This window comes from Mycetocola reblochoni REB411 (genome assembly GCF_900163835.1).
Taxonomy (GTDB): domain Bacteria; phylum Actinomycetota; class Actinomycetes; order Actinomycetales; family Microbacteriaceae; genus Mycetocola_B; species Mycetocola_B reblochoni.
In genome coordinates this window covers 1-18,597 of the sequence record NZ_FUKR01000019.1, presented here as the reverse complement: position 1 = coordinate 18,597, position 18,597 = coordinate 1, and the positions used below count along the sequence as shown (strand labels likewise).

General features: G+C 71.9%; 14 protein-coding genes and 1 tRNA gene. 7 read left to right on the top strand and 8 right to left on the bottom strand.

The window, feature by feature from the left end; all coding sequences use genetic code 11:
* Nucleotides 1-15: 15 nt before the first annotated feature.
* The 4 genes from FM119_RS03115 to FM119_RS03100 form a co-directional block, all read right to left on the bottom strand.
* Nucleotides 16-1,500 (bottom strand): glycoside hydrolase family protein, encoded by a 1,485-nt coding sequence (locus FM119_RS03115; RefSeq protein ID WP_087136235.1) that lies wholly within the window; start codon nt 1,498-1,500, stop codon nt 16-18.
* Between the two features lie 176 nt (nt 1,501-1,676).
* On the bottom strand, nt 1,677-2,330 hold the full coding sequence (locus tag FM119_RS03110) for an NAD(P)-dependent oxidoreductase (RefSeq protein ID WP_087136232.1): 654 nt from the start codon (nt 2,328-2,330) through the stop codon (nt 1,677-1,679).
* Nucleotides 2,327-2,965 (bottom strand): TetR/AcrR family transcriptional regulator, encoded by a 639-nt coding sequence (locus FM119_RS03105; protein ID WP_179205178.1) that lies wholly within the window; start codon nt 2,963-2,965, stop codon nt 2,327-2,329. The genes FM119_RS03110 and FM119_RS03105 overlap by 4 nt, the downstream gene beginning before the upstream one ends.
* A 256-nt stretch (nt 2,966-3,221) precedes the next feature.
* Nucleotides 3,222-3,297 (bottom strand) — tRNA-Lys (locus tag FM119_RS03100).
* Between the two features lie 253 nt (nt 3,298-3,550).
* Between FM119_RS03100 and FM119_RS03095 the strand changes: the two genes are divergently transcribed.
* Nucleotides 3,551-4,180 carry a DNA-directed RNA polymerase subunit beta gene (locus FM119_RS03095; protein ID WP_245827237.1) on the top strand — a complete coding sequence of 210 codons (630 nt, stop codon included), beginning with the start codon at nt 3,551-3,553 and terminating at the stop codon, nt 4,178-4,180.
* A 200-nt stretch (nt 4,181-4,380) separates the two neighbouring features.
* Here the strand turns inward: FM119_RS03095 and FM119_RS13810 are convergent, their stop codons facing one another.
* Entirely contained in the window at nt 4,381-6,978 is a 2,598-nt protein-coding gene (locus tag FM119_RS13810) for an HtaA domain-containing protein (protein ID WP_179205177.1), read from the bottom strand.
* 167 nt (nt 6,979-7,145) lie between these two features.
* Between FM119_RS13810 and FM119_RS03085 the strand changes: the two genes are divergently transcribed.
* Genes FM119_RS03085 through FM119_RS03060 form a run of 6 tightly spaced genes read left to right on the top strand, consistent with a single transcriptional unit; the run spans nt 7,146 to nt 15,407 of the window.
* Nucleotides 7,146-8,282, top strand: coding sequence for a heme/hemin ABC transporter substrate-binding protein (locus tag FM119_RS03085; protein ID WP_087136229.1), 1,137 nt, complete (start codon nt 7,146-7,148; stop codon nt 8,280-8,282).
* Nucleotides 8,279-9,358: a FecCD family ABC transporter permease gene (locus tag FM119_RS03080; RefSeq protein ID WP_245827236.1), complete on the top strand. Its 1,080-nt coding sequence runs from the start codon at nt 8,279-8,281 to the stop codon at nt 9,356-9,358. The genes FM119_RS03085 and FM119_RS03080 overlap by 4 nt, the downstream gene beginning before the upstream one ends.
* A complete protein-coding gene (locus FM119_RS03075) occupies nt 9,355-10,239 on the top strand; it encodes a heme ABC transporter ATP-binding protein (RefSeq protein WP_087136228.1) in 885 nt (294 codons plus the stop codon). Before FM119_RS03080 ends, FM119_RS03075 begins: the two co-directional genes overlap by 4 nt.
* A complete protein-coding gene (locus FM119_RS03070) occupies nt 10,236-11,189 on the top strand; it encodes a hypothetical protein (RefSeq protein ID WP_143822611.1) in 954 nt (317 codons plus the stop codon). The genes FM119_RS03075 and FM119_RS03070 overlap by 4 nt, the downstream gene beginning before the upstream one ends.
* A 25-nt stretch (nt 11,190-11,214) precedes the next feature.
* Nucleotides 11,215-14,526 carry a hypothetical protein gene (locus tag FM119_RS03065; RefSeq protein ID WP_087136226.1) on the top strand — a complete coding sequence of 1,104 codons (3,312 nt, stop codon included), beginning with the start codon at nt 11,215-11,217 and terminating at the stop codon, nt 14,524-14,526.
* On the top strand, nt 14,523-15,407 hold the full coding sequence (locus tag FM119_RS03060) for a lytic transglycosylase domain-containing protein (RefSeq protein WP_087136225.1): 885 nt from the start codon (nt 14,523-14,525) through the stop codon (nt 15,405-15,407). The genes FM119_RS03065 and FM119_RS03060 overlap by 4 nt, the downstream gene beginning before the upstream one ends.
* A gap of 394 nt (nt 15,408-15,801) precedes the next feature.
* Here the strand turns inward: FM119_RS03060 and pstB are convergent, their stop codons facing one another.
* The 3 genes from pstB to pstC all read right to left on the bottom strand — a co-directional run.
* Entirely contained in the window at nt 15,802-16,581 is a 780-nt protein-coding gene (gene pstB, locus FM119_RS03055) for a phosphate ABC transporter ATP-binding protein PstB (RefSeq protein WP_087136224.1), read from the bottom strand.
* Between the two features lie 22 nt (nt 16,582-16,603).
* Nucleotides 16,604-17,683, bottom strand: coding sequence for a phosphate ABC transporter permease PstA (gene pstA, locus FM119_RS03050; protein ID WP_087136223.1), 1,080 nt, complete (start codon nt 17,681-17,683; stop codon nt 16,604-16,606).
* 2 nt (nt 17,684-17,685) lie between these two features.
* The coding region (gene pstC / locus FM119_RS03045; RefSeq protein ID WP_143822610.1) for a phosphate ABC transporter permease subunit PstC at nt 17,686-18,597 on the bottom strand (912 nt) is incomplete at its 5' end.

Here is an 18,597-nt window from a genome sequence, read left to right as displayed (position 1 = left end):
GTCGTCGCCCTGGGGTCACGCGGTGGCGAACTGGGGGCTCGCCTGCGCGGGGTCGGTGGTGTCGGTCGTGTCGGGGTCGTCGGCCGGGCGGGACAGAGTGAACGAGCGCAGCGTCGCGGTGCCCTCGCCGACGAAGGCGCCGACGCGACCGCTCGCGCGGTCGTAGAGCCGGGTGCTGAGCACGACCTCGTCGTTGACGGTCGCGACGCAGATGTCACCGTCGACGATGACGTCGAGGACGTGGCTGCCCGCGCCGAGCGTGACGGGACGCTCGAGTTCGACGACGAAGGGGACGTCGCCGGAGATCTGCCACTGCTCGGTGCCGGTCTGGCGGCGCGGCCAGCGGTCGAACACGAGGCGGTTGCGCCGTGGCTCGAGCCGCAGGACGTAGGCGTCGTCGCCGTCCGCTCCGGCGCGCAGCAGCACGCCGCACTCCCGCGTGGTCTCGTCGACGTCGAAGCGGGCGACGAGGCGGAACGCTGCGGGCGCCGTCCCGTCGGCGATGAGCTCGGCGTATCCGTCCGGGGCGCTGAGGACCGTGCCGGACGGCAGCAGCTCGGTGCCCTCCCCGTAGGCGTCGCGCTGCTCCGCCGTCGGGTGGAACGCGAGGGTCCCGTCCGGGCGCTGCTCTGCCTCGAGCACGGAGAGCGTGCCCGCCCACTGCCAGGCCCCGTCGTCGACGTCGCCCTCCCTGGTGGAGATCCAGCCGAAGAAGAGGCGGCGCCCGTCGCGGGCGGCGGACTTGGCCGCGTAGAAGGCGCGGCCGTCGAGGCTGTCGTGCTCGGGAACGATCCAGGGGCCGTCGAGGCTGCGCGACATGCGGTAGCGCGTGGTGAAGGCGTCGGTGAACTCGGAGACGACCAGGTACCACCACTCACCCCACTGGAACACCTCGGGGCACTCGTAGGCGAGGGCGCGGTGCGGGGCCCAGAACGCCGGAGCCGGCCGCCAGCTGCGCAGGTCGGTCGAGGTGCACTGCGCGACGACGCCGCGGCGGCGGGAGGGGCCCTCGGTGCTGCCGGTGGTGATCAGCATGCGCCAGAGGCCGGTCTCGGGGTCGCGGAAGACGAAGGGGTCGCGCCAGTCGGCGGCGACGTAGCCCTCGCCCGCCCCGAAGGTGTCCTCGGGGTGGCGCTGCCAGCTGGTCATGCCGTCGGTGCTGGTGGCGTGCATCACGAGCTGGAGCGGCAGGCCGTCGGCGCCGCGGCGCTCGGGGTTCTGCCCGGTGTAGAACATGTGGTGCACGCCGTCGTCGTCGAGCACGATGCTGCCGGTGTAGACGTTGAAGTCGTCGGAGGAGGGGCCGCCGGAGGCCAGCGCGACGCCGTGCTCGGCGAAGGAGACGCCGTCCTCGGTGGTGATGAGGTGCCAGGGCATGCCCTCGGCGGGGCGGCGGCGGGTCTCGTGCAGGTAGAACAGGTGGAACGTGCCGTCCTGCTCGTAGGGGATGACATCCCCGATCCACGCCCCGTCCGGCCGGTAGAAGCCTCGCTGGTTCATCGTCACCTCGTCATTGATGGTTAATCGGTTACGCATGACTGTAACGGGTGCGATCAGGGCTGGTCAAGCGGTTTACCACCCGTTTTTTTCGGGTGTCCCCTGTTCTGACGGAGGGACCCGTGCGGGTGGGGCGGCTCGCGCCGGGACGGCCGTCGCCGGGGCGAGCCGCCGGGGGCTCACTCCGCCGAGGTCCATCCCCTCGGCGTCGTGACGACGAGGCGCTCTCCGACGGTCGACGGATCGGTGACGACCGCGAGGAGCGCACGGGCGGCATCGTCGAACGGCATCGTCGGCAGCCCGGGCACACGGCCGATCTGCTCAAGCGGCTTCACGACGGGACCCGCGGCCAGAGCGGGGGCGGCCTTCAGGTTGACCGGGTAGACGATCGTCCAGTCGAGCCCGGAGGACTCCATCAGCTGATCGGCTGCGGCCTTGTCGGTGAAGAACCGGCGCAGCACCCCGCGGTAGATCAGTCGCGCGAACCCAGACGCCTTCGCGGCCGTGTCGCCGGCTCCGAACGCCGAGACGAGGACGAGACGGGAGACGCCGGCCTGCCTCGCGGCGGCGATGACGTTCGGCAGCGCCCGCTGCATGAACGTGGCGTCGGTCGGGGATCCGGTGATGGAGACCAGGATGGCGTCGACCCCGCGCGCGGCGGCGCCGAGGGCGGCGCTGTCCTCGGCGGTTCCCTCAACGACTCTCACGCCCCGGCGGGGGCTGACGGCCGCAGCCGTCCTGGCGTATGCGACGACGTCGTGGCCCGCCTCCGCCGCCTGGGCGAGGACGCGGGAGCCGACGTTTCCGGTCGCTCCGAGGATCATGATCTTCATGGGGTGTCTCCGATGTGTCGATGGTGCGTGTGGTCGGGGGGGGGCGGGGCGGTGCTGAGCGGGTGTCCGAGGATGCTCTCGAGGGCGGTGGTGCAGAGTCGCAGAAGCTCGGCTCGGGAGACGGCCGGGGACGTCACGGAGGTGCGGGCGGCGTACTCGACGAAGGCGAGCCACGCGCCGAGGGCGAGTCGGTTCGCCGGCGTGTCCTCGGCTCCGGACGCGCTGACCAGTCGATCGAGCTGTACGACGTGGTTGGCTGCGGCGAGCCCCTCCGTCATCGAGGCGCGAGCCGACGACGGGGCGTACAGCTCGCGGACGCCGCCGGAGCTCGAACTGAAGCGCTCGAAGAAGGCCAGGAGAGAGCGTTCCACGTTCTCGCTCTGGCTCAGCGCCGGGTCCGGAGCCGTCGCGAGCAGGACCCGGTCGGCCTCTCGCTCGAGCACGGCCTCGAGAAGCGACTCCTTGCCGGGAAAGTAGTGGTAGACCAGGGCGCGGGTCACTCCAGCCTCGGCGGCGATGGCGCTCATCGAGGCGCCGGCGATGCCGTCGCGGGAGAAGTGCGACGAGGCGATCTCGACGATCTGTGCTCGGCGCTGCGCGGGGGAGAGGCGCGCGCCATCGGTACTGTTTGACACCTGTCTAATATATCGTGTCGTGGGTGTCGTGGGTGTCGTGGGTGTCGTGGGTGTCGTCGCGAGCTCCGCGCCGGCACGGGGTCAGCACAGGCACGGCTTCGCGGCTTCGGCGCCGGGCCGATCGCTCAGAGCGCGCGTCGACCACGCGGTCGTGCGCCCCGGCAGGTCGATTGACGGGCGGCGGCCGCGAACGGCGGTGTGCACCCCCGGGGTCGTCCCGGGCCGCGTCCCGCCCGCGTCCACGCCGCCCGCTATCTGGTGGGCCCGGTGGGGCTCGAACCCACGACCCGCGGATTAAAAGTCCGATGCTCTGCCAACTGAGCTACAGGCCCTACCGTGCCAGCTTACGGCGGCGCGACGGCCGGCTGCCACTCGGCCGGCCGTGGTCGTCCGCGGTGACCGCGTCGTCTGTCGGCGGAGGGGGCCTGCGTCGGAGCGTGAGTGCCGGGCGGAGCTGCAGCCGGACTGCGCGCGTCCGGTCGGTTCGGGCGAGGGGGGGGCAGCGCGCGATGCGGGACCGGTTGTCGGCGGCGGGGCGTATCCTGGTGCGTCGGCCGTGCGTGGCGGCCGGTGAAAGGCGTGTCGGTGACAGCAGACTTCCCCCGCCCGGTTCGGATGCCGGCCTCCCTGATCGACGAGTACGCGGGCGCGCCCGATCCCGCCGAGACGTCCCGCATCGCGCACGAGACGGCGCAGGCGCTCCTCTCCCGGGTGCGTGACGGCGGCGACGAGGGGGTCGTGGACCGTCTGGTGCGCTACACGGACGAGCACGGCATCGACACGCTCGCGCAGTTGTGGTCGGTGGCGCCGTCCCGCAGTCTTCCGGGGGTGCTGTGGCGCCTCAACCTGCTCCGGCTGGTGATCCGTCGGGCGCCGGAGGAGGCGGCGGTCCACTACCGGCGCGGGGTCGACGAGCTGCGGACCATCGACCCGGTCATCGCCGGCGCGGAGTCGCCGACCGGTCCGGAGGAGCTCGGGGCGCTCGCCGACACGATCCTCCGGGGCGCGTACAGCGGTGACTTCGCGATGGCGCTGGAGCGCGCAGCGTCCTACTGCCGCGTCGTGGCGGCTGGTGCGAGTGCTCACGCCGACGAGCAGGAGGCCGTCGTCCCCGCACGCAGCAGCGAGTTGACCACGCGGGCGCTGCGCCATTCCGAGTTCGCCGCCGACTTCGCCTCCGCCGCCCGGCGGTGGCGCCGGGGTGCTCTGGACTGACGGGCTGCGCTGGATGCTCGGGCTGACGGGCCGTGTGGCACTGCTTGGGGGCTGACGGGCCGTGCGGGATTGTGCGGGGCCGACGGGCCGTGAGAATCCCCCGCTGCCTCGTGCGACGACGGTCGTCGTGATCGCTGAACGAGGTGGGGCCCCGACCGTGTGAACGGTCGGGGCCCCACCCGTGTCCGGGCTGTCGGTGATTACGCTCCGGCGCCCTGGCGCCGGCGGGCGATACCGAGCGCGGTGACCGCCAGCACGAGGAGCACGGCGCCGGCGAGCAGCGCACCGTTCGACTCCGCACCGGTCGAGGCCAGCCCGGCGTCGGTCGACGTCGAGGACTGACCGTTCGAGGTCGTCCCCGCCGCGGAGCCGGTCGTGGTCTCGTCGGTGTCGGTCGTCCCGCCATCGGTGGTGGCGGTGCCCTCGTCGTCGACGACGACGGTGAAGGCCTGGTAGCCCAGCACCTCGCCGCTGTCGTCGTAGGCGACGAGGTGGTGCTCGCCCGCGGAGAGCTCCGGCAGTGACGCCGTGGCGACGCCGTTCTCATCGAGCAGGAACCAGCCGAGGAACTGCGGCTCCGAGTGCACGGAGAGGCCGATCCAGCTGCCGGCCGCGGCGGGCGCGGTCACCGTGACGCTGCCGCTGTCGTCGGCGATGTCGAAGTCGACAGGTCCCTCGTGGTCCGCGGTGAAGAGCTCGTCGGTGGCGAGGGTGGGCTCGCCTTCCGGCTTCGTGGGCTCCTCCGTGGGCTCGGTGGTGGGCTCCGTGGTCGGCTCGGTCGTGGGCTCGGTGGTGGGCTCCGTGGTCGGTTCCGTGGTGGGTTCCGTCGTCGGCTCCTCCGTCGGCTCCGTCGTGGGCTCCGTGGTCGGCTCGGTGGTGGGCTCCTCCGTCGGCTCGGTCGTGGGCTCGGTGGTGGGCTCGGTCGTGGGCTCCTCCGTCGGCTCCGTCGTCGGCTCCGTCGTCGGGAACAGGACGGCCTTCTGCTCGTCGCTGAGCTCGACGGGCGAGCTCGAGAGCAAGGTCGCCGTCGTGATGTTGCCGTGCGCCACCCAGACGATCGCGCTGTAGGCGGTGTCGCGGTCGAGGCCAGCAGCGCCGACGGTCAGGGTGCTGGTGAAGGCTCCGTTCGCGAACGCGCCGGTGTACGGGTTCACCCAGTCGGCACCGACGAGGGCGCTGCTCTCGTAGGTGGTGGTGTCGTCCATCGCGTCCAGCAGCGCGGTCTCGATGACGCCCACGTACACGCCCATGGCGGGAGCGCCCGAGGAGTTGGCGGGCTGGGGGAGGGTCGTGTAGCCGCTGCCCGCGAAGGTCAGGCTCAGGCCGCTGCTCGCGTCGACGCCCGCGACCGTCACCTCGGTGCTGCCGCTCGGAGTCGGCTCCGTGGTCGGCTCGGTGGTGGGCTCGGTCGTCGGCTCCTCCGTGGGTTCCGTGGTCGGCTCCTCCGTGGGCTCTGTGGTGGGCTCCTCCGTCGGCTCGGGCTCCGGGGCCGGGAACAGAGCGTCGCGCTGCTCATCGCTCAGCGTGATCGGCTCGCTGTACAGCAGGGCGTCGCCGGTGGCGAAGCCGTGCGCGACCCAGACCACGACCTTGTACGAGGCGTCGGCGTCCAGCTTGGATACCGGCGCCGTGAGCGTCGTCGAGAACGCGCCGTCCGTGATGCTCCGGATGTAGGCGACCGCGGCCGTGTTGGACGTGCTCACCTCGCTGTCGGCGATCGAGGTGTCCACGAGTGCGGCGTACACGCCCGAGGCGGGCTGACCGATCGACGAGTTGGGCAGGTCGAGGTAGTTCGCCCCCGACACGGACACGCTCAGGCCGTCCGCCGCGGAGGCTCCGGTGATCTCGACGGCGGTGCTGCGCTCGGGTGCGGCCACCTCGTAGGCGGCGGTGAACGGCGCCGCCACCTTGCGCGGCTGGATGCTGTTCTCACCACCGGCGGTGCTGTACCAGTACGAGGACTGGCCGGTGGCGACCTGGAACTCCAGGAAGTCGGCGGGGAACGCCCCCGACCAGGCCTGGCCCAGCTCCTGGGCGTTGCGGCCGCCGATGTCCGACGGCACCTCGACCCCGAGGTAGTCGGGGGTCACGGTGATGCCGGCGTCGGTCACCTCGACACCGCTGAGGGTGGCGAGCGTCACGTCCTGCTGTGCGGGGAGGGTCGACCACACGGAGGGGTCGTCCATGTCCGCGCCGTAGCCGGACAGGTCGGCGGTGAGCGTTCCGGTGCCGTCGGCGGCGACGGTCAGCGTCGGGTCGCTCGCCGACCAGTAGGTCATGCCGCCGTAGTACACGACGGTGAAGCTGCCGTCCCAGTCGATGCGCGCGGTGTTGTCCGCGACGTTGACGACGCCCGCGCCGTCCGAAATCTGCACGCGGCTCTTGGTGTAGGAGTTCGCGGCGTTGCTGGCCTTGCCGTTGACGTTCCCGCCCTCGGCGAGAGCGCAACGGTCGGCGAACGCCGGGCTGGTCAGCCCGGTGCCCGCGGCGTCCGGACGAACGATGGTGGTGTTGCCCTCGCTGCTGGCGTAGAGCGAGCCGTTGTCGGCGGCGGTCCACACCCGTGCCGAGCCGGCGTCGCCGGCGACGCCGGCGGAGAGGAAGTTGCAGCCGCCGAAGTAGGAGCCACCGGTGCTCTCGTTGTTGATGGCCCAGTCGAACGTCACATCGCTGACAGGCTGTTCTGCTGCGGATGCCATCTGGGGGGTGAGGGTCAGCGCTCCAAGGGCGAGCGCCGAGGCGGCGACGGCGGCCAGCGCCGTTCGCACGCGTCTGCTGTGCTGATTGCGGATTGTCACGTGGTATCTCCGTGCTCGAGGGGCCGACGGACCCGCGCTCGTGCGGGGCGCCGGAGAGGGTTGACCTGTACAGGCCGGTTAAGCGTAGCCTAAGGTTACTTAGGTGAGCGAGACCTAATTAAGTTCGCCCATCACTGACGTAGAACCCGCGCAACGACAGGCTTTTCGTGACCAGCACCCCCCACCTCGCCGCATCCCCGCGCCGCATCAGCGCCCTCGTCGCCGGAGCGGTCGCCCTGCTTGTGACGGTCAGCGGGTGCACCCCGTCGGCGCAAGGAAGCGCAGCCGGAGCCGGCTGTATCGGTGCCGACACTCCCCTCGCCGAGCTCGACACCGTCGAGAAGCCGCGCGAGTGGGTGGGGGAGTCGACCGCGTGCCTGGCCGTCCAGTCCGTCCCCGCCGTCGACGTCACGACCGGACCCGAACTGCCCGTCACCGTCGTCGACAACCAGGACACCGAGGTGACCGTCACCGACACCAGCCGCATCCTGGCGCTCGACATGTACGGCTCGCTCGCGGCAACGGTCTTCGGACTGGGACTCGGCGACAACCTCGTCGGGCGCGACACCTCGACCGGATTCCCGGAGGCGGCCGATCTGCCCCTGGTCACCCAGAACGGGCACGAGCTCAACGCCGAGGCGATCCTCGAGCTCGAGCCGAGCGTGATCATCACGGACTCCTCGATCGGCCCGTGGGACGTCGTCCTGCAGATGCGCGACTCCGGCATCCCCGTCGTCGTGGTCACGCCGGAGCGCAGCCTGGAGAACACCGACGAGATCGTCTCCGCCGTGGCCGAGGCGCTCGGCGTCCCGGAGCGGGGCGACGCCCTCACCGCGCAGATCGACGCCGAGCTCGCCGACGTCGTGGCCGAGATCGACGAGATCGCGCCGGACGACGTCGCCGACCGGCCGCGCATCCTGTTCCTCTACGTCAGGGGCAACGCCGGCATCTACTACATCTTCGGCGAGGGGTCCGGCACGGACTCGCTCATCACGAGCCTCGGCGGCATCGACGTCGCCAGCGAGATCGGCTGGCAGGGCATGCGCCCGATGACGGCCGAAGCCCTCGTCGACGCCGACCCCGACCTGATCCTCATGATGACCAAGGGGTTGGAATCCGTCGACGGCGTCGACGGACTCCTCGAGCGGATCCCCGCCGTCGCCGAGACCCGTGCCGGCCAGAACCGGCGCATCGTCGACATGAGCGACTACGAGATCCTCAGTTTCGGCCCCCGGAGCCCCGCCGTGCTCGACGCGCTCGCCCGCGCCATCTACGCCCCGGAGCAGAGCGGACCCGCGCAGTGAGCCACGGGGCCGACACCGTGACCCCCGTCCCCGAGCGCGGGACGAGGACCCGGGCAGGGATCGTCACGGCCGTCCTCGTCGTCGCACTGGCGGCCATGATCCTGGTCAGCGCCGGCACCGGTCAGCTGCACATCCCGCCCGGCGAGGTGTTCGGCTCCGTGATGCACCGCATCGGACTCGACATCGGTCCGGTCCCCGCCCACGCGAACGGCGAGTCGGCGCTCTGGAACATCCGCTTCCCTCGCGTGGCGATGGCCGTCGTCATCGGTGCGGCGCTGGCCGTGGCCGGGCTGCTCATGCAGGCGATCTTCGGGAACCCGCTCGCCGAGCCGGGCGTCGTCGGCGTCTCCTCGGGGGCGGCGCTCGGCGCGGCCGCCACGATCGTGTTCGGCTGGGGCTTCCTCGGTGAATGGACCATCGCGCTCGTCGCCTTCGCCTCCGGCCTCGCCGCGACACTCGTGGTGTACGTGATGAGCCGGTCGGGGGGACGGACGGAGATCGTCACCCTCGTGCTGACCGGCATCGCCGTCAACGCCTTCACGGGCGCGGGCCTGGCGCTCATGACGTTCCTCGGGGACCAGCAGGCCAGGGAGCAGATCGTGTTCTGGCAGCTCGGCAGCCTCAACGGCTCGCGCTGGGAGCAGCTCGGAGTCATCGTGCCGCCGATCGTCGCCGCGCTGGTCGTCGCCGTGGTGCTGGCGCGCAGGCTCGACCTGCTCTCGCTCGGGGAGAAGAGCGCCCGCCACCTGGGGGTCAACGTCGAGCTGCTGCGGATCGTCGTCATCGTCGTCACCGCGCTGCTGGTGGGCTGCGCCGTCGCCTTCGCCGGGACCATCGCCTTCGTCGGGCTCGTCGTCCCGCACCTGCTCCGCATGCTCATCGGCCCCGCCCATCGTCCGCTCGCCGTCACGAGCGTGCTCGGCGGCGCCCTGCTCCTCGTGACCGCCGACCTCATCGCCCGCACGGCCGTTCCGATGGCCGACCTGCCTATCGGCATGCTCACCTCGCTCGTGGGCGGGCCGTTCTTCTTCTGGCTGCTGCGCCGCGCACGACGGACCTCGGGGGGCTGGGCATGAGCGCCGCCGAGACCCGAACGGACGTCCCCGCGATCAGCGCGGAGGACATCACCGTCACCATCGCCGGGCGCCAGATCCTCGCAGGCGTCGGCCTGACCCTGAACGACGGGGAGCTCGTCGCCCTCATCGGGCCGAACGGTGCGGGCAAGTCGACGCTGCTCGCCGCACTCACCGGCGACCAGGACGTCAGCGGCGGCAGCATCCTGCTCCGCGGCAGGCCCCTCGAGCAGTGGCGGCTGCGCGAGCGGGCCAGGACCAGGGCCGTGCTGCTCCAGGACAACGCGGTGTTCTTCCCGTTCCCCGTCAGGGACGTCGTCGAGATGGGCAGGGCGCCCTGGCAGCGGACCGGGCGCGAGACCGAGGACGACGCCGTCGTCGACGAGGCCATGCGCGTCACCGAGATCACCCACCTCGCCTCCCGCCGGGTGCCCTCCCTGTCTGGGGGTGAACGCGCCAGGACCGCCTTCGCGCGCATCCTCGCCCAGGAGACGGGCGTGCTGCTGCTGGACGAGCCGACCGCGGCGCTGGACCTCAAGCACCAGGAGGACGTGCTCGGGCTCGCGGCTGACCGCGCCAGGGCCGGCGACGCCGTGATCGTCGTTCTGCACGACCTCAACCTCGCGGCGGCCTACGCCGACCGGATCCTGCTCATGGACGCCGGCCGCGTCGTCGCCGAGGGGGCGCCCTCGTCCGTGCTCACACCCGAGCGGATCGAGCAGGTGTACCACCAGGCCGTCGATATCCTGCCCCACCCCGACGACGGCACCCCCGTGATCGTGCCGCGGCGCGGCCGCCCAGCGCACCACGCCGAGCGGCCCGGCACGCACACCGCGTCCCCTGACGCCATCCCGACCCCGAACGAAAGCGAGAAGCGCCCATGAGTGCGACGACCAGCCAGTCAGGACCCCGCCGCCGCGGAGGGGCGCTCAGGGGACGGGTGGCCGCGCTCGCCGCCGTGGCGCTCGCCGCGCTCCCCGCGGGCGGCATCGTCGGGGGCGTCGGCGCGCAACCCGCCCACGCGGCCGGCTCGGTGTCGGTCACGGTGGAGGGCGACAGCTCGCTCAGCGCGGTCGCCGACCCGGTGTACCAGACGACACTGCGGCTGAACGGCTCGGGGTTCCAGTCGATCAAGAACGGCTTCGGCGGGATCTACGTGCTCTTCGGCTGGGTCGACGGCGACGGCTGGCAGCCGAGCGCGGGCGGGGTCACCGGAACCGACTACCGCTATGTGCCCGACAACGAGACCGACCCGGTCGGCTTCGCCAGCTTCGTCACCTTCCCCGGCAGCTCGACCGCGTACGCCGCCAACGGCGGAGAGCTCGCCGAGGACGGCACCTGGTCGACGACCCTGACGGTCCCCGGTGCGACCTTCACCGCGCTCGACCGCAGCGGGACCCCGAGCGAGGTCGACTGCACCCAGGTCCAGTGCGGCATCATCACGATCGGCGCCCACGGCGTCAAGAACGCCAGCAACGAGTCGTTCACGCCCATCACCTTCCGCGACCTGTACAGCGGCAGCGGCGACGCCACCATCGCGGAGGTGCCGGCGGGTGCCGGGGCCATCGAGCAGATCGAGTCGGTGGGAGAGCCGAGCGCCGCTGCCACCGCCGAGCCCTCGCCTGAGGAGACGCGCTACGTCACCGAGGCCCCCGATCCGGCGCAGGCGGAGGCCGCGGCCCAGTCGTCCGCCGTCGCCGAGCTGATCCCCGTGCTCGTGTGGGTCGTGGTGGGGATCGGCGTGCTCGCCGTGGTCGCGATCGGTGTCCTCGTGTGGGTGGCGGTCAGTTCGCGTCGCCGCCGTGCCGGATCCGCGGGCGGAACCGATGCGTGACGCCAGGACAGTAGCTCCTGGTCGCGTGCCAGCGGGCAGCGCGTCGCGGCGACCGCGCGCGCGTGCCCGTCGTGCGGCTGTCGTCGGGATCGTCTGCGCCGCGCTCACGGCGGGAGCCCTCGTCGCCGCTCCGGCCTCGGCCGCCCCGGCCGTCGCCGCGGCCGAGCAGCAGCACCCCGACGCCGTCGTCACCGAACCGGGGACGATCGCGCTCACGCTGCCGGGAGCCCTCGCCGAGCTCGACGGTGAGGCCGTCGTGCTCGCCGGGCCCGATGGGCTGTCCCTGCTCCCCATCGCCGATGCGGTCACGACGCCGGAGGACGGCCACGCGGCCGCCGGGCCCCGCCTGCTCATCGCGTCGACGACGGACACGGCCGGGACGGCGGAGACGACCGTCGCCGTGACCGAGCTCGACGCGACCTCCGGCTACCGGCTGGCAGTGCTGAGCACGCTCGCACCCGGGGCGAGCGTCGACGACGGCCTGCCCCCCGGCATCGACGCCGACGTCGTCTCTGACGGCGACGGCTCCGAGGCGTGGACCGACGAGCTCGTGCCCGATGCGGCGGCGGCGCTCGCCGCCGGCGGCTCGGCGGGGCTGTCGGTCGCCGCCGAGCCGAGCGGCCGGGTGAGCGCGGATGCGGGGTCCGACGTCGCCTCCGCCGCCGATGCCGCCGCCGATGCCGGAGACGCCGGGACGGACCCCAACGCGGCGTCCGGCCGATCCAGCACGGACGACGGGACAACCGGCACGGACGCGGAGGACCCGGAACCGGGCACCGAGCAGGACGTGAGCACGCAGCTGAGCGTGAGCGACGTCACCTTCGACTGGGGCATCAACAAGGAGTCGAACGGCGGCGCGTACTTCGGCGGCTGCAACTTCCTGTCCGCCGGGGTCTCCGGCGACGCCGGAAGCGCCCGCGTGTGGGGCTCGCCCGACGGCCTCTACTCCGCGCAGGAGGGCAACGTGTCGATCGTCCGCCCCACGGCCGACGGACGTGGGCTGACCACGGCCAGCTGGGCGACGCGCTGCACCACACCGTCGGGGACGAGCGTCAACGGCAAGACGACGAACGCGGCCGACAGCCACACCCAGAGCCGGGTGCGCATCGTCGACGGCGTCGGGACGATCGACCCGGCGAACAACACCGCGCGCATCCGGTGGAGCGGCAGCTTCACGGTCGTCTACTACGGCGGCATGACCTACTGGAGCGCCACCGACCCCGTCCTCAGCGTCGCCTCCGACGGCACGGGGACGCTCTCGGCCGTGCTCTCCGGCGCGCAGGCCGACATGGACGACCCGAGCGTATGGGGGCTGATCGCGCCTCGACAGGTCACCCTGGCCACCTTCACCGGGGTCACCGTCGCCGACGGGAGCCTGCAGCTCACCCCCGACTACGCCGGGGTGAGCATCCCCGACGACGTCGCCGGGCGCAACCCGCAGGCCGCCAAGACCGCGGAGAACGCGTCCTGGTGGGGGGCCTTCCCCGGCCAGTTCCTGACGTTCCAGATGCTGACCGGCCAGTCAAGCTACTGGTACACGACCGACGGAGGCGCGAACACGATCCAGCCGCGCAAGGTGGCCAGCGAGGTCGGGGTCGACATCGGCGAGAGCGTCGCCGTCGCGGGCTATCTGCCGGACACGTTGCGCACGGTCGAGGACGTCGAACGAGCCATCACAGACACAACCGTCCAGGACGTCACCCACAAGGTGAAGGGGATGCCGGAGAAGCCGACGACCGCGACCGCGCTCGATCTCGAGCAGCCGGTCGCGCGCGCGGCGACGCCGCCGGGGCCCGATGCGGAGGACGCAGGTGCTCAGGACGCGGCGTCCGAGGACGCGCACGCGGAGGACGAACTCCCCGTCGAGCTCTGGTACATCGGGGACCGCAGCCTCCTGGCACGCGGAACGGTCACGGGCGACGAGCCGTTCGCCTACACGCTCGCCTCCGGCACCCTCGCCGAGGGCACCGGCTACCTCCTGGCCGCGACACCGCACGGAGTCACCGCTGTGGAGGTCGACGTCGTCGCCGCGCCCCGACCGGACGACGGATCGGGCGGGTCCAGCGGATCAGACGACGGCGGAGCGGGCGGCTCCGGCGGCGGGACCGTGACCGCCAGCGGCGCCGTCTTCGACTGGGGCATCAACAGGGAGAGCACCGGCGGCGCCTACTTCGGCGGCTGCAACTTCCTCTCGGCAGGGGTCGCGGGGGACACCGGCGGCGCGCGCGTGTGGACGTCCGCGGACGGACTGTACCGTTCCACCTCCGGCAACACCCGGATCGTCCGGGCCGGTGCCGACGGCTCCCTCGACCAGCCCGACTGGTCCGAGCGGTGCCTGACCGCGTCCGGAGACAGCGTGAACGGCCGGACGACCAACGCCGCCGACAGCGTCACGGGCGCGCGCGTGCGGATCGAGAACGGAACCGGCAGCTTCGATGCGGAGGCGAACACCGCAACGGTGCGCTGGGACGGCTCGTTCACGGTCGCCTACTACGGCGGAATGAGCTACTGGAGCGCCTCCGACCCGGTCCTCACCGTCGACGCCGACGGCAGCGGTGTGGTCACCGCGACGCTGTCCGGCTATGCGGCGGACATGGACGACCTCTCCCACTGGGGCCGGCTGGCACCGCGGAGCGTCGTCATCGCCACGCTCAGCGACGTCACGGTGACCGCGTCCGGCTTCACCGTCACGCCCGACTACCTGGACGTCGCGATCCCGCGCGACATCGCCGGGCGCAACGCGCAGGCGACCCGGAGCGCGGACAACGCCTCCTGGTGGGGCGCGTTCCCCGCCGAGTTCCTCCGCTTCCAGGTGCTGACGGGCCAGTCCAGCTACTGGTACACCACAGACGGCTCGCGGAACTCGATCCAGCCGCGGAAGGCGGCGCTGCCGATCACCGTCTGCGCGACCGCCGACTGCACGGCCCCTCCTTCCACGGCCGGGGTCTCCGGTGACGACATCCGGCTGGACAACGGTGCGCCGCAGGCACCCGCCCCGGCCGCGGCCGCCGGACGTCTCGCCGCGGCGACCACGGCGACGGCATCCGCGGCGATCGCGGCGGCGGCCCCGCTCGCCGCCTCCGCCCAGGCCGCGGTCACGGAGATCGTGGTGCGCGCGCCGGGACTGGTCGCCGCGCTGGGAGCCGAGTATTTGGTGCTCGCCCTCCTGCTCCTCGTGGCGGCAGGCCTCGGCCTCGTCGTCGTCGCGGCGGCGAGCGGCGGCGTCGTCCTGCTGAGCTCGGCGGCCTCCCGGTCGCCGCGGGGGAGCGCACCCCCGCCGCCGTCCCCGCCGCCGGGCCCGGGGACGTCCGCATCGGACACGGGAGGCACCCCGTGAGCCGCCGCCCGACGACGGAGGCGTCCCCGACCCGCACCGACCGGCGGCTGATCGTCGTCGCCGGGCTGTCCCTCGCCGTCGTGGCGGTCGGTGTCGCGGTCGTCGCGGGGACCACACTCCTCGGCGGCTCCGCGACCGAGGGCGCCGCCGAGCGGAGCGCGCCCCCGTCCGCGACACCGGAGCACACGTCCGAGTCGACGTCGAGCCCGACGGCGAGCGAGACCCCGTCACAGAGCACGTCGGCGACACCGAACGCATCGGAGACGGCATCGTCGAGCGCCGGGACCGCCGCCACGGGCGAGCGCGCCCCCGCGGTGTCGGAGCTGGTCGACGACGGCTGGGTGGACACGGTCTCGGAGCGGGTCGGCATCCCGCGCCGTGCGCTCTCCGCCTACGCGGGCGCCGCGCTCGACCTGGCCGAGCGCATCCCGGGATGCGCGCTCAGCTGGAACACGCTGGCCGGCATCGGCTACGTCGAGAGCCGCCACGGCACCCTCGGCGGCGGCGCGATCGGCGGTGACGGCATCACCAGGCCGACGCTCATCGGTATCGCGCTGGACGGAACCGCGAGCAGGGCCGTGGCGGACACGGATCGCGGACGCCTCGACGGCGATGCGGCGTGGGACCGTGCGATCGGGCCGATGCAGTTCACGCCAGAGAGCTGGGAGCGCTACGGCACCGACGGCTCGGGTGACGGCCTGGCCGACCCCCAGAACATCGACGACGCCGCCGTGAGCGCGGGCGAGTACCTCTGCGCCGCCGGGGGAGAGCTGGGTACGGTGGACAACTGGGTGCGCGCGGTCGCCGCGTACAACGATGCGAGCGACTACAACGCGAAGGTGGTGGCCGCGGCCGATCATTACGCCACCGCGGCGGGGTAGCGACGCAGTCCGCCGTTCGGCCGGGGCATCCGTCTCCGGCGCACGTCCGCGTCGCCCCTCTCCCGGCCGTCGTCCGGCGGTCGTCAACACGCCGGGGATGCGTTCGGGGACGCGGCCGTTAGACTGGAGGGGCCGGGCCGCAGTAACCCCGGGCTCCAAAATTCGCCGCTTCGAGCGGCCTTCCGCCGAGAGGCGTTTCTGCGGCCTGGCCTCGTCTTTTCGGCCGCTCGCTGCGCACGACGCCGCCGGATACGCCGCCGGGCAGGACAACGCCGGGTAGGACGCGGCCGGGTGCGGTGCCGCGGCCCGCACACGGCGCAGGGGCGGCACGATCGCTCGTGCCGCCCCTGTGCCGTGGCGCTCGACCCCTCGTCGCCGGCGAGGGGTGCTGCCGTTATCCGAAGCGGCCGGAGACGTAGTCCTCGGTGGCCTGGACGGAGGGCTGGGTGAAGATCGTCGCCGTCTGGTCGTACTCGATGAGCTTGCCCGGCTTGCCCGTACCGGCGATGTTGAAGAACGCCGTCTTGTCGCTCACGCGCGAGGCCTGCTGCATGTTGTGCGTGACGATGACGATCGTGTACTCCTTCTTGAGGTCCTCGATGAGGTCCTCGATGGCGAGCGTCGAGATCGGGTCCAGCGCCGAGCAGGGCTCGTCCATCAGCAGGATGTCGGGGGAGACGGCGGTGGCGCGCGCGATGCACAGACGCTGCTGCTGGCCGCCGGAGAGACCCGACCCCGGCTTGTCGAGGCGGTCCTTGACCTCGTTCCACAGGTTCGCGCCGCGCAGCGACTTCTCGACCAGCGCATCGGCGTCGCTCTTGGAGATGGAGCGGTTGTTGAGCTTCACCCCCGCGAGGACGTTCTCCTTGATCGACATCGTCGGGAACGGGTTCGGCCGCTGGAACACCATGCCGACCTGGCGGCGGACGAGCACGGGGTCGACGCCGGGGCCGTACAGGTTGTCGCCGTCGATGCGGACCTCCCCCTCGACGCGCGCGCCAGGGATGACCTCGTGCATGCGGTTGAGCGTGCGCAGGAAGGTGGACTTGCCGCAGCCGGAGGGGCCGATGAACGCGGTGACGCTGCGCGGCTCGATCGTCAGCGAGACGTCCTCCACGGCGAGGAAGCTGCCGTAGTACACGTTCAGGTCAGAGACTTCGATTCTCTTCGACACGGGTGGTCCTTACTTTCGGGGTCTAGCGGGCGAGCTTCGGCGAGAACAGCTTGGCGATGAGCCTGCCGACGAGGTTGAGCGCCATGACGATGAGGATGAGGGCGAGCGCGGCGGTCCAGGCACGATCGATGTAGGCCTGGGCGTCGGCGCCCTGCTGCGCGTACTGGGTGTACGCGAACACCGGCAGGGTCATCATCCGGTCGCTGAACAGGTCGTAGTTCATGCTCGTCGTGAAGCCGGCGATGATGAGCAGCGGGGCCGTCTCGCCGATGACGCGGGCGATCGCGATGATCGCTCCGGTCACGATTCCGGCGATCGAGGTGGGCAGGACGACCTTGAGGATGGTGAGGTACTTCGGCACGCCGAGGGCGTAGGACGCCTCCCTCAGCTCGTTCGGCACCAGCTTGAGCATCTCCTCTGTCGAGCGGACGACGACGGGGATCATCAGCACGCTGAGCGCGATCGCGCCGCCGATGCCCATGCGGACGCCCGGCCCGAGGAACAGCGACAGGAGCGCGTAGGCGAACAGGCCGGCGACGATCGAGGGGATGCCGGTCATGACGTCGACGAGGAAGGTGATGGCGGCCTTGAGCTTGCCTGTGCCGTACTCGACGAGGTAGATGGCCGTGAGCATGCCGATCGGGATCGAGATGACCGCCGTGGCGAGGGTGATGAGCACGGTGCCGGTGATCGCGTGGATCGCGCCACCGCCCGCACCGACGACGTTGCGCATCGACGAGCTGAAGAACTCCGCGTCGAAGCGGCCGGCGCCGAGGGTCAGGGCCGTGTAGAACACCGAGATCAGCGGGATGAGGGCGAGCAGGAAGGCGACGCCGACGAGGATCGTGGCGATGCGGTCGGCGGCCTTGCGGCGACCCTCGATGGCGAGCGACAGGGCGTACAGCACGACGCTGAACACGATCGCCGACACGACGAGCACACCGGCGAGGTTCGCCGTGCCCATCAGGGCGAACAGCATCCACACGACGGCGACGGAGCCGACGAGGGTGGCGGCCGGCACCCACCGCGGCAGCTTGCTCGCGGTGAGGGCGCTCTGCATGCCGCCGGTGGAGGAGGGCGCAGGGGTCATGGTCTGGGTCATGATCAGTTCGCTCCCGAGAACTCTTTGCGGCTGTTGATGATGGCGCGGGCGATGAAGTTCACGATGAAGGTGATCACGAACAGGATGAGGCCGGTCGCGATGAGCACGTTCACGCCCACACCGTGCGCCTCGGGGAAGTTGAGGGCGATGTTGGCGGGGATCGTCGTCGGGTTCTTGCTGGTCAACAGGACGAAGTTGACCACCACCGCGGGCGAGAGGACCATGGCGACCGCCATCGTCTCGCCGAGCGCGCGGCCGAGGCCGAGCATGGAGGCCGAGATGACCCCCGGCTTGCCGAAGGGCAGCACCGCGGTGCGGATCATCTCCCAGCGGGTCGCGCCGAGCGCGAGGGCGGCCTCCTCGTGCAGCTTCGGCGTCTGCAGGAAGATCTCGCGCGACAGCGCGGTGATGATCGGGAGGATCATGACGGCGAGCACGATGGCGACGGTGAGGATGGTGCGTCCCGTGCCGGAGACGGGGCCGGCGAACAGCGGGAACCAGCCCATGTTCTCGACCAGCCAGGAGTAGACCGGCTGGACGGCGGGCGCGAGGACGTTGATGCCCCAGAGGCCGAAGACGACCGAGGGGACGGCGGCCAGCAGGTCGATGACGTAGCCGAGCACCTGCGCCAGGCGGCGCGGTGCGTAGTGGGTGATGAACAGTGCCACGCCCATGGAGAGGGGGACGGCGATGAGCAGCGCGAGGGCGGAGGACCACACGGTGCCGAAGACGAGCGGCCCGACGTAGGCCCAGAAGCTCGACGGCTGGCCCTTGATCTCCGCCGGGTCCGCGACGAAGGCCGGCAGCGACTGGGCGATGAGGAAGATCGCGACGGCCGCGAGGGTGATGAGGATGAGGATCCCGGCGAACAGCGTGCTCCGGGAGAAGATTCGGTCGCCGACGCGGACGACGGG

Excerpts from the sequence above, each read along its gene's own strand:
- pstA (WP_087136223.1), bottom strand. The coding sequence starts at position 17,683 with ATGACCCAGACCATGACCCCTGCGCCCTCCTCCACCGGCGGCATGCAG.
- FM119_RS03075 (WP_087136228.1), top strand. The coding sequence starts at position 9,355 with ATGAGCGCCGCCGAGACCCGAACGGACGTCCCCGCGATCAGCGCGGAG.
- FM119_RS03070 (WP_143822611.1), top strand. The coding sequence starts at position 10,236 with ATGAGTGCGACGACCAGCCAGTCAGGACCCCGCCGCCGCGGAGGGGCG.
- FM119_RS03115 (WP_087136235.1), bottom strand. The coding sequence starts at position 1,500 with ATGAACCAGCGAGGCTTCTACCGGCCGGACGGGGCGTGGATCGGGGAT.
- FM119_RS03110 (WP_087136232.1), bottom strand. The coding sequence starts at position 2,330 with ATGAAGATCATGATCCTCGGAGCGACCGGAAACGTCGGCTCCCGCGTC.